Below are 10,275 nucleotides of genomic sequence, written 5' to 3'. Positions count from 1 at the left end.
ACGTGCCGAAGATCGTCGACTGGTATATGGATGGCAAGCTCAATATCGACGACCTGATCACGCACACGCTGCCGCTGGACCGCATCAACGAAGGCTTCGACCTGATGAAGCGCGGCGAGTCGATCCGCTCGGTGGTGCTGTACTGAGGGGCTCGGCATGACCGTGGGCCGGTGGCACGCCGCCGGCTCAGGTTCAGCCTGGCCGGCCGCCCTGGTACCGGCAATGAGCGGGCCACATCAGGCCGCGCCAGCAACGTCCTCGACGCTTCAAAGAAAAAGTCGGGCGGCATGAACACCCGAGATCACTTGCGCCAGCCGGTTGCCCTGGCAACTGCCAAGTGATCGCGCCGAAATGCCGGACGCAGCTGAAGAATTGGGTGCCCCGACCGGACACGCCCCGCGCAGGCGCTAAGATTCAATCGTTGGCCATCGCTGGCTTCCAAGGGGGACAACCCCATGCGCTGCGCAAGATGCGGGTTCGAGAATCCGGCAGGCGCCAAGTTCTGTGAGGAATGTGGCGCCAGGCAGGTGCGCGTCTGCCCCGCCTGCGGACAAGAGGCAGCCGTCAGCGCCAAGTTTTGCAGCGAATGCGGCGCGCCGCTGGGGGGCTCTCCTGCCTCGGGCGCGGCCCCCCCTGCCCCGGCAACGGCGTCCAGCGCCCCCGTCGATTACACCCCGCCCTATCTGGCCGAGCGCATCCGGGCCGCCCAGGCAGAACTGGAAGCCCGAAGCCCTGCGGACGGCGAGCGCAAGATGGTCACCGCGCTATTCGCCGACATGGCTGGCTCGACCGGCCTGATCCATGATCTCGATCCCGAAGATGCCCGCCGCCTGATCGACCCGGTGCTGGCGCTGATGATGGAGGCTGTCCATCACTATGAGGGCTATGTGGCCAAGTCGATGGGCGATGGCATCCTGGCGCTGTTCGGCGCGCCCATCGCGAACGAAGACCATCCGCAGCGGGCCTTGCTCGCGGCGCTGCGCATGCAGGAAGCCATGCGCCACTACGCGGACGGCGTCCGTCTCGCCCAGGGCATCGCGCTGCAGATCCGCGTCGGCATCAACTCCGGCGAAGTGGTGGTCCGCACCATCCGGATCAAGGACTTGCACACCGACTACGACCCGGTGGGCAACTCGATCCATATCGCTTCGCGCATGGAGAGCATCGCAGTGCCTGGCACGATCGTCGCCAGCGAACACACCCACAACCTGACCGAGGGCTATTTCGCCTTCAAAGCCCTCGGCGCGACGCCGATCAAGGGACTGCGCGAGCCGCTCGCGGTCTTCGAAGTCCTCGGCCTGGGGCCGCTGCGCACGCGGCTGCAGATGTCGGCCAGCCGCGGCCTGGCGCGTTTTGTCGGCCGGACGCGCGAGCTCGAACAGTTGTGCGAAGCGCGCGCGCGGGCACGGGCCGGGCATGGGCAAATAGTCGGCGTGGTCGGCGAGCCGGGGGTCGGCAAGTCGCGGCTTTGCCATGAATTCAAGCTGCTTGCGCCGCGCGATTGCCTGGTGCTCGAAACCTTCTCGGTGTCGCACGGCAAGGCCTATCCCTATTTGCCGCTGATCGAGCTGCTGCGGAACTACTGCCAGATCACCGCGCAAGACGATGAGCGCAGGCGGCGCGAAAAGCTCACTGGCAAGCTCCTGACACTGGACCGTGCGCTTGAAGACAGCCTGCCCTATCTGTTCCACTTGCTTGGCGCCGTCGAGCCTGGCTCTGCGCTGGCGCAGATGGACACCCAGATCCGCCAGCAGCGTACCTTCGAGGCGATCAAGCGGCTGCTCGTGCGCGAGAGCCTGGCCCAGCCGCTGGAGCTGATCATCGAGGACCTGCAGTGGCTCGACAGCGAAACCGAGGCTTTCCTGGGCTTTCTCGGCGAGAGCGTGCCCAGCGCGCGCATTCTCCTGCTGGTCAACTTCCGGCCTGAGTATTGGCACGACTGGGGCCGCAAGAGCTATTACACCCAGCTGCGCCTGGATCCCCTTGGCGAAGCCGAAGCCCGGGATCTGGTGCGCGCGCTGCTGGGCGATGCCCCGGGACTTGCCCGGCTCGAGCAGCTGATCCTGCAGCAGACCGAGGGCAACCCCTTCTTTATCGAGGAAGTGGTGCAGGACATGGTCGAAGGCCAGGTGCTGCGCGGCGAACGCGGGCATTACCGTCTCGAGCAGGTTCCCGGCAAATTGCACATTCCCGCTACCGTTCAGGGAGTGCTCGCCGCCCGCATCGACCGCCTGCAGCCCGCGGAGAAAGCGCTGCTGCAGACCCTGGCCGTGATCGGCAAGACTTTTCCCTGGAGCCTGCTGGCCCGCGTAGTGGAGCAGCCCCAGGACAAGACGAAGAGCCTGCTGGCCAGGCTGCAGGCAGGCGAGTTCATTTACGAACAACCGGCGTTCCCGGAGGTGGAGTACAGCTTCAAGCATGCCTTGACCCAGGAGGTGACCTACGGCTCGCTGCTGAGCGAGCGGCGCCGTGCTCTGCACGAGCGCACCGCGCAGGCGATCGAGTCCCTCTTCAGCGCCCAGATCGAAGAGCACTGCAGCGAGCTGGCCTATCATTTCAGCCGCAGCGGCAACACCTCAAAGGCGGTGGAGTACCTGCGGCGCGCCGGACGCCAGGCCGTGCAACGCTCGGCTGACGCCGAAGCGGTTACTCACCTGGCTTTGGCGCTGACCTTGCTAGCCGGCCTGCCCGACGGGCCCGCGCGCGCAGAAGAGGAACTCGCGCTGCAGATCACCCTCGGTCCGGCCTTGATGGTGACCAGAGGCTTCGCTGCCGGGGAAGTGGGTGCGACGTACAGCCGTGCGCTGGCGTTGTGTCAGCAGCTCGGGGAGACGACCCAGCTCTTCACGGCCCTGATGGGGCTGCGCACGTTCTACACCGTGCGTGCGGAACTGCGTACCGCTCGCGACCTGGCGGAGCAACTGCTTGGCCAGGCCGAGCAGGCGCAGGATCCCGCGCTGTTGCTCCAGGCCCGCCGGGCATTGGGTGCCAACCTGTTCTATCTTGGCGAACTGGTTGCGGCCCGTGCCCGGCTGGAGCAGGCCATGGCGCTCTACGACCCACAGCAGCACCGTTCACATGCCTTCGTCTATGGCCTCGAACCCGGTGTGCAGGGTCTGGCCCTGCTTGCGATGGATCTTTGGATGCTCGGCTATCCGGATCAAGCCTGCACCCGCAGCCAGGAGGCGCTCGCCCTGGCCCAGACACCGTCCCATCCTTCGGACTCGGCCGATGCGCTGATCGCCGCGACAGAGGTCCGGCTGTTCCGCGGTGAAGTGCAGCCGGCTCTCGATCTCGCGCAGGCGCTGGTTGCTCTGGCGACCGACTATGGCTTGCCGTACGGGTTGGCTTGCGGAACCTTGCTGTCGGGCTGTGCCCTGGCTGCAGGCGGCCAAGTGCAAGAGGGGATCGATCTCATACGGAAAGGCCTGGGTGCCTACCGCGAAACCGGCGCCGAGCTTCGACGCACGCACTTCCTGGCGCGGCTTGCCGAAACCTGTGCCAGGGCGGGACAAGTCGAGGCAGGACTTGCGGCGGTGGCCGAGGCGCTAGCGGCTGTGGAACGCACCGGAGAGCGGTTGCACGAAGCCGAATTGCATCGGCTCAAGGGAGAACTGACGCTGCTCGAAGCGGTCCGGTCATCGGGCAAAACGAACGACAGCGTCCGCGAAGCCGAGGCTTGCTTCCAGAGGGCGATCGCGATCGCTGGCAGGCAGGAAGCCCGATCGCCGCAACTCCGGGCGGCGGTCGCGCTAAGCCGCCTGTGGCAGCAACAGGGCCGGCATGACGAGGGCCGTTCCTTGCTGCGCGAGATCTACGGCTGGTTCACCGAAGGCTTTGACACCGCGGACTTGCGCGAGGCCCGGGCGTTGCTCGCCGATCTCGGGGAACGGTAAGCCCCTGGCCGACGGGATAAGCGCGGTCCTCGGTTCTAGGCGAGCACAGCCTCGCGTTCATCATGCTGATGGTCTCGTGCGACCAGGTAGCGCCCATCCCCGAAGACGAGGGGCCGGTGCTCCGACCGCTCCAGGCGGATCACTCTTCCGATATAGATGACATGATCGCCTTCAGGATGGGCGGAGACCTTCACGCACTCAAGGTTTGCGGCGCATGAACCGATGATGGGCACACCTCCCAAGCCGGATCGGAGGGAAATATCGCGGAACTTGTCGTCGCTGGCCGTCGAGAACTGCCGGGATATGTGAACCTGATGCTCCGAGAGGATATTGACCACGAAGCGCTCGGCATCCCGAAACACGGGGTAGCTTCTTGAGGACAGTGAATGACTCCAGAGGATCAACGGTGGGTCTAGCGAAACCGAGCTGAACGAGTTGACCGTAATTCCGCACGCCCGTCCGCTGGCATCCAGCGTGGTCATCACAGTCACCCCCGTGGGGAACGCACCCAGCGCCTTGCGCAGGGTCAGGCCGTCAATATGCTCCATAACCAATCCCTTCCGGCTGTGCCGAGGCTTCCGCTGCCGTCCATGCCATGCGATAGACATCGCGATGGCCCCTGCCACTTAACGCCATTCGTGCAGCGCTGATTGCCGCAATGGCGCCCCTGGCATTGGTTCCGATACCGGGAATCTGTACAAGGCCTTCCATCGGATCACGGCGCATGACAAGGTTGTGCGTCAATGCGATCTCGACGGCGTCCCCGATCTGTTCGTTGCTACCACCCAGCACCGCGGCAAGGCCCGCGGCCGCCATCGAGCTCGCCGCCCCGACGTCATCCTGGTAGCCGACCCCGGCCCCGGATATCCGCGCGCCATCGCTGTAAAGAATGCCTATTGCCGCGGCGGTTAAAAGGAAATCCAGCACACCTTGCTCGCTAGCCCCGGGAACGGAAGCACGGTAGTACTGAAGCACAACGGGTGTGACGTCCGCGGCGTCACGTGTCTGGGCTGTCGCGGCGCCTTCCGCAACGCTGGCGGCCATGGCGCGGGCTATGGCGAGCAGCCTGACCCGAATGTCGTAGGTGCTTCGCCAGCACTTTTCGTTCTCGAGCATCAGGTCGGCAATGGTGCGGCGTGACTCCTCGCACAACTGGAACAATTCCTCGCTGGTCCGAAAGGGATAAGGAATCGGATGCCCGTCGACGTTCTGCAATTTCAAGTCCCGGGCCGCGGTCATGGTCCCAGCGGCATTCCAACCGGACGGCCCGATTCCAACGTTGAAAATATCGAATGTGCTGACGGACATGCTGCCCTCGACCATCGCTGCGGTATCTGTTCCAATCGCTCCGATCGGAGCGCCGTACGCCCTGGGGGGGCGTTTCGCAAGTACATCAGATCTTGCGGGATCGGCGATAGAACCAAACCGCCGTCACGTTATGACATTCGCGCCAAGGTGAGGGGCGACACTGAACGCGCCGGCTTGTCGATTGCCAGAGCCAGCCATGGTCTGCCGATCGTCCGACGAAACACCTCATCGACTCGCGCTCCTGCGTGCGGCCATGCAGTTGCATCGATCACGTCAACTGGTAATGGCGATCCGGAACCGTCTGCGCGGGAACCTCGCCACCACAAAGCTCGAGCACGGAGCGCTCGATGTTGCAGGCGATGGCATCCAGCGCCAGCGCATTGGGAGCCGTGCTGAATGGCTCGGAAACTTCATCCGCAATGGCCTCCAGCGCAATCAATGTATAGGCAACAAAGACGCAAACGATTGGCGTAAACAATTCCGTGGAATCGACGAGCCCGAACGGCAGCATGATGCAGTATGCGTAGACCGTACGGTGCAAGAGGACACCGTACGCGAAAGGAATCGGCGTCGACGCGATCCGTTCGCAACCGCCCACGGCCTTCTCCAGCTCATTGATCTGCGTATCGAACAGCCACAGGCTTGCATCGGAAGCGACTCCGGCAAACTGGAGCCGGCCGATCTCCGACCTGATGTCATTGAGCAGCGCGACCGGTCGATAATGCTTCAGCCCCAAGCGCTCGGCGGCATCCTTCCCAAGGAGTCTGGTGAAATCCGAACCCGGATCGGTCTTTCGCAACTCATGCTTCAAGGCATACACAAAGGCAATCAGGCTACGGATCAGCTGGATACGATCGACGCTGCCGTTTTCAGGGATGTAACTCAGAATCTGCGAAGTGAGCGACCGTGCCGAGATCAGCATGTTGCCCCACATCAGCCGCGCTTCCTTGAAGCGCTCATAGCTCGCGTTGTTCCGGAAGACCAGGAAAATGGTCAGCGCGATGCCAAAAAGTGTGAACGGGGCGGTATTGAGCGGTATCTTCTCGCCCAGGATACGCCCGTGCGTCAGCACGGCGAAGCTACTGACAAATGCCAGGAAGACAAGCTGTGGAATGATCGCCTGCAGGACCGAACCGTTCCACACGAACAACATGCTGAACCAGTTTCTCTTTGGTCGCACAATCATGATTGTTCTCCAGCCACCTGCATAAAAGTTGGACCTTTGCCCGCCAAAGGTCCAATCACGGAGGCTCGCTCGCCGCGGCCCGGCGTCTTGCCGGCGAGCCGGCGGGTGCCCTAGCCACCCGCCGTTCCTTGTGGCAAGAAGCGAGTCACATCACCTCCGAACGCACCACGCGCACGGGGATCGACTTGTACGACGGCGTGCCACTTTCCTGGTCGATGAAGTCGAGCGGAACCAGAACGTTCGCTTCCGGATAGTACGCCGCCACCGAGCCCCGCGCGATATTGGCGTAGGCGATAGCGGTGAGGCCTTTCAGGCGCAGATCCCTGCCGGGCGCGATTGTCTCGATGTCAACCAGATCCCCGTGCTCCAGCCCGCGAGCAGACATATCCGACTCGCTCATGAACAGTACGTCTCGCCGCCCAAACACGCCGCGATACCGGTCGTCCAGGGCGTAAATGGTGGTGTTGTACTGATCGTGGCTGCGGATGGTCATCAGGCGCAGGACGTTTTCGCCGCCCAGGACGTCCGCATCCTCCTTCACCCCGCCATACACTGAGAATACCGCCTTGCCCGACGGCGTCGGCCACTTCCGCTCAGTCGGCGGGAGGGGCAAACGGAATCCCCCAGGCGCCCGGATGCGTGCATTGAAATCCTCGAAGCCCGGGACGGTCTTTTCGATCAGGTCGCGGATCCGGTCATAATCTGCAATCAAATCCGCCCACGCGACTTTGCTGTTCGGCAAGGTCGCCTGCGCCATGCCGGCGACGATTGCCGGCTCCGATCGCAATGATTCTGACGCAGGTGTGAGCTTCCCGGCCGATGCGTGGACCATCGACATCGAATCCTCAACCGTCACCGATTGCGGTCCGCTAGCCTGCACGTCGAGTTCCGTGCGCCCAAGGCAAGGGAACAGGTAGGTTTCTTTCCCGACCAGCAGATGGGTGCGATTGAGCTTCGTACCAATGTGGACACTCAGGTCAAGCGTCCCCATCGCCGGGAACGACTGCTCCGAATCAGGTAGCGCGACAGCGAAATTTCCGCCCAGGCATATCAGCGCCTTGCACTTCCCATCGATCATTGCCTGCGCCGTCTTGACGGCATCATGCCCGTGTTCCCGAGGCGGCTGGAATCCGAAGACATCTTCGATCCGTTGCAGGAAATCCGCCGACGGCTTTTCGGTGATGCCGACCGTCCGGTTGCCCTGCACATTCGAATGGCCGCGCAATGGGCAAATGCCGGCACCTGGCTTGCCAAAATTACCACGCAAGAACAACAGGTCGGCAATCAGGCGGACATTTGCCGTGCCCTTGCTATGCTGGGTGACGCCCATCCCGTACGTGACGATCGTCGCATTGGACTCCGCGTACAGCTTTGCGACCTGCGCCAGATCAGCGCGGCTGAGCCCGCTCGCCTTTTCAATATCCTCCCATGAGGTCGCGTCCAGGTCGTTCGCAAAGTCGTCGAATCCCTCGGTATATAGCGCAATGAAATCGCGATCCAGGACGTTGCCCTGATCGGCGTCCATGGCGAGAAGCGCCTTCATGATTCCCTTGAGCGCGGCGGCATCCCCGCCGGCATCGACCTGGTAATAGATCGATGCAATCTGGGTCGAGCCATAAGTTGCCATCTCAAGCCAGTTCTGGGGATCGGCAAATCTTTCCAGCGCCCGCTCGCGCAGCGGATTGAATACGATAATCGGAACATTGCGGCGCGCCGCCTCATGCAGCGTTCCCATCATCCGCGGGTGATTTGTTCCGGGATTATGCCCAATGGAAATAATCAGTTCACATTGATCGAAATCCTCTAGTGAAACCGTTCCTTTTCCAATGCCAATCGATTGCGGCAGCCCGACACTGGTGGGCTCGTGGCACATGTTCGAACAATCAGGAAAATTATTCGTTCCATATTCCCGCGCAAAGAGCTGGAACAGGTAAGCGGCCTCATTGGAGGCCCTGCCGGACGTATAGAAGTCGACCTGGTCGGGCTGCAGGCCTCGCAGGGTTTCCCCGATCCGGCAGAACGCATCCTCCCACTCGACGGCACGGAACGTGTCGGTGGCGCGATCGTAAACCAGCGGGTGGGTCAGCCGTCCCATGTCCTCCAATTCAAAATCCGATTTTTGCAGCAAGGACGTTACGGTGTTGGCCGCGAAGAAGTCGGGACGCACGCGTTTGGTCGTCGCTTCCCACGTGACGGCCTTTGCACCGTTCTCGCAGAACTGGAACGTGGACCGGTGCTCCTTGTCCGGCCACGCGCACCCCGGACAATCGAAGCCGTCAGGCTGATTGGTCCGAAGCAGTGTCATCGGCGCCTTGACGCTGTCCATCTGGAGCCGGATCGCTTGCGTTGTCGCACGAAGCGCGCCCCATCCTCCCGCAGGACCGTCGTAGTTCCGAATGCCAGGCACTTCGCGTCGATTGGCCATGCTCGCTCCTTGGACCGCTCCAGGCTTCCTGGAAACGGTCATGTCTTTAGTCACGCCGCTGGGCGGCACCCTCCTTCATTCAGCGCTGATGTCGTCGTCGTTGGCCTCCACAGGGAAAGTCAGGAACAAGTGTAGGATGCCGGCCCGTCAGAGATAGAGCCTGGCCACTTTCTCCAGCACGACCGGCTTGATCCGTGCAGCCTGCCCGGCGCAGCCGAACGCCTCGAAGCGCAGCTTCACCACGCCTTTCGCACCCTTCTTGGCCGCCAGCAGCGCCTTGCGCGGATCGAACTCGCTACGGTCGTCGGACAGCGACTTGCGGATGGCGCCGGTCATGGCCAGGCGGATGTCGGTATCGATATTCACCTTGCGCACGCCGTTCTTGATGCCGCGCAGGATTTCCTCGACCGGCACGCCATAGGTCTCCTTGATGTCGCCGCCGTACTGGCGGATGATTTCCAGCCACTCCTGCGGCACCGAGCTGGAACCGTGCATCACCAGGTGCGTGTCGGGAATCTGCTCGTGGATCTCGCGGATGCGGTCCATCGCCAGGATGTCGCCGGTGGGCTGGCGCGAGAACTTGTAGGCGCCGTGGCTGGTGCCGATGGCGATGGCCAGCGCGTCCACGCCAGTACGGGCGACAAAGTCGCGCGCCTGTGCCGGGTCGGTCAGCATCATGTCGTGCGACAGCGTGCCCGCCGCGCCCACGCCGTCCTCTTCGCCGGCCTGGCCGGTTTCGAGCGAGCCCAGGCAGCCGAGTTCGCCTTCCACCGACACGCCGACCGCATGCGCCATCTCGCACACTCGCCGCGTGACGTCAACGTTGTAGTCGTAGTCGGATGGTGTCTTCATATCCTCGCGCAGCGAGCCGTCCATCATCACGCTGGTAAAGCCGGAGCGGATCGAAGCCTGGCAGACCGCCGGGCTGGAGCCGTGGTCCTGGTGCAGCACGATGGGAATGTCCGGATGCGTCTCGGCGGCGGCCAGCACCATATGCCGCAGATAGGCCTCGCCCGCATATTTGCGGGCACCAGCCGAAGCCTGCAGGATGACCGGGCTATTGGTTTCCTCCGCCGCTTCCATGATGGCGTGGATCTGCTCCAGGTTGTTGACATTGAAAGCCGGCACGCCGTAGCCGAACTCCCCCGCGTGGTCCAGTAGTTGGCGCAGAGATATGAGTGCCATGATGAGTCTCCTTTGCTTGATGTGGATTCGATGAGCTGTTCAGGTGATGGCGCGCTGCGCCAGCACGGCCAGGGCGGGCAGCGTCTTGCCCTCCAGGAATTCCAGGAACGCGCCGCCGCCGGTCGAGATGTAGCCCACGCGGTCGGCGATGCCGTACTTGGCGATGGCGGCCAGCGTATCGCCGCCACCGGCGATCGAGAAGGCCTTCGAATCGGCGATGGCTTCGGCCAGCACCTTGGTGCCGTTGCCGAACTGGTCGAACTCGAACACGCCCA

General features: G+C 63.0%; 7 protein-coding genes and 1 pseudogene. 2 read left to right on the top strand and 6 right to left on the bottom strand.

Annotated features, from left to right (window positions below; all coding sequences use genetic code 11):
* Together AC3FKH_RS34180 and AC3FKH_RS34175 are read left to right on the top strand one after the other, a co-directional pair.
* A pseudogene (locus tag AC3FKH_RS34180) lies at positions 1-146 on the top strand (S-(hydroxymethyl)glutathione dehydrogenase); the annotation flags it as partial.
* Positions 147-455: 309 nt separating this feature from the next.
* Positions 456-3,896: an adenylate/guanylate cyclase domain-containing protein gene (locus tag AC3FKH_RS34175; protein WP_488680086.1), complete on the top strand. Its 3,441-nt coding sequence runs from the start codon at positions 456-458 to the stop codon at positions 3,894-3,896.
* Between the two features lie 35 nt (positions 3,897-3,931).
* Here the strand turns inward: AC3FKH_RS34175 and AC3FKH_RS34170 are convergent, their stop codons facing one another.
* From AC3FKH_RS34170 to pgk, 6 genes are all read right to left on the bottom strand, one after another.
* On the bottom strand, positions 3,932-4,444 hold the full coding sequence (locus tag AC3FKH_RS34170; protein ID WP_488680084.1) for a flavin reductase family protein: 513 nt from the start codon (positions 4,442-4,444) through the stop codon (positions 3,932-3,934).
* Positions 4,431-5,204, bottom strand: a complete 774-nt coding sequence (locus tag AC3FKH_RS34165) for an L-serine ammonia-lyase, iron-sulfur-dependent, subunit alpha (RefSeq protein WP_488680082.1) — start codon at positions 5,202-5,204, stop codon at positions 4,431-4,433. Before AC3FKH_RS34165 ends, AC3FKH_RS34170 begins: the two co-directional genes overlap by 14 nt.
* 268 nt (positions 5,205-5,472) lie before the next feature.
* Positions 5,473-6,390: a bestrophin family protein gene (locus AC3FKH_RS34160; RefSeq protein WP_488680081.1), complete on the bottom strand. Its 918-nt coding sequence runs from the start codon at positions 6,388-6,390 to the stop codon at positions 5,473-5,475.
* Between the two features lie 145 nt (positions 6,391-6,535).
* A complete protein-coding gene (locus AC3FKH_RS34155; RefSeq protein WP_488680079.1) occupies positions 6,536-8,815 on the bottom strand; it encodes an FdhF/YdeP family oxidoreductase in 2,280 nt (759 codons plus the stop codon).
* Positions 8,816-8,962: 147 nt separating this feature from the next.
* A complete protein-coding gene (gene fba, locus AC3FKH_RS34150; RefSeq protein WP_488680077.1) occupies positions 8,963-10,000 on the bottom strand; it encodes a class II fructose-bisphosphate aldolase in 1,038 nt (345 codons plus the stop codon).
* 39 nt (positions 10,001-10,039) lie between these two features.
* The coding region (gene pgk, locus AC3FKH_RS34145; protein ID WP_488680076.1) for a phosphoglycerate kinase at positions 10,040-10,275 on the bottom strand (236 nt) is incomplete at its 5' end.

The sequence above is a fragment of the Cupriavidus sp. 21MJTG02-4 genome, from assembly GCF_057798975.1.
The sequence above is the reverse complement of the archived record's forward strand: the minus strand, read 5'-3'. Positions and strand labels throughout refer to the sequence as shown.

What these genes read in the sequence shown, in the direction of transcription:
- AC3FKH_RS34165 (WP_488680082.1), bottom strand. Translation starts at nt 5,204, where the DNA reads ATGTCCGTCAGCACATTCGATATTTTCAACGTTGGAATCGGGCCGTCC.
- AC3FKH_RS34160 (WP_488680081.1), bottom strand. Translation starts at nt 6,390, where the DNA reads ATGATTGTGCGACCAAAGAGAAACTGGTTCAGCATGTTGTTCGTGTGG.
- fba (WP_488680077.1), bottom strand. Translation starts at nt 10,000, where the DNA reads ATGGCACTCATATCTCTGCGCCAACTACTGGACCACGCGGGGGAGTTC.
- AC3FKH_RS34175 (WP_488680086.1), top strand. Translation starts at nt 456, where the DNA reads ATGCGCTGCGCAAGATGCGGGTTCGAGAATCCGGCAGGCGCCAAGTTC.
- AC3FKH_RS34155 (WP_488680079.1), bottom strand. Translation starts at nt 8,815, where the DNA reads ATGGCCAATCGACGCGAAGTGCCTGGCATTCGGAACTACGACGGTCCT.
- AC3FKH_RS34170 (WP_488680084.1), bottom strand. Translation starts at nt 4,444, where the DNA reads ATGGAGCATATTGACGGCCTGACCCTGCGCAAGGCGCTGGGTGCGTTC.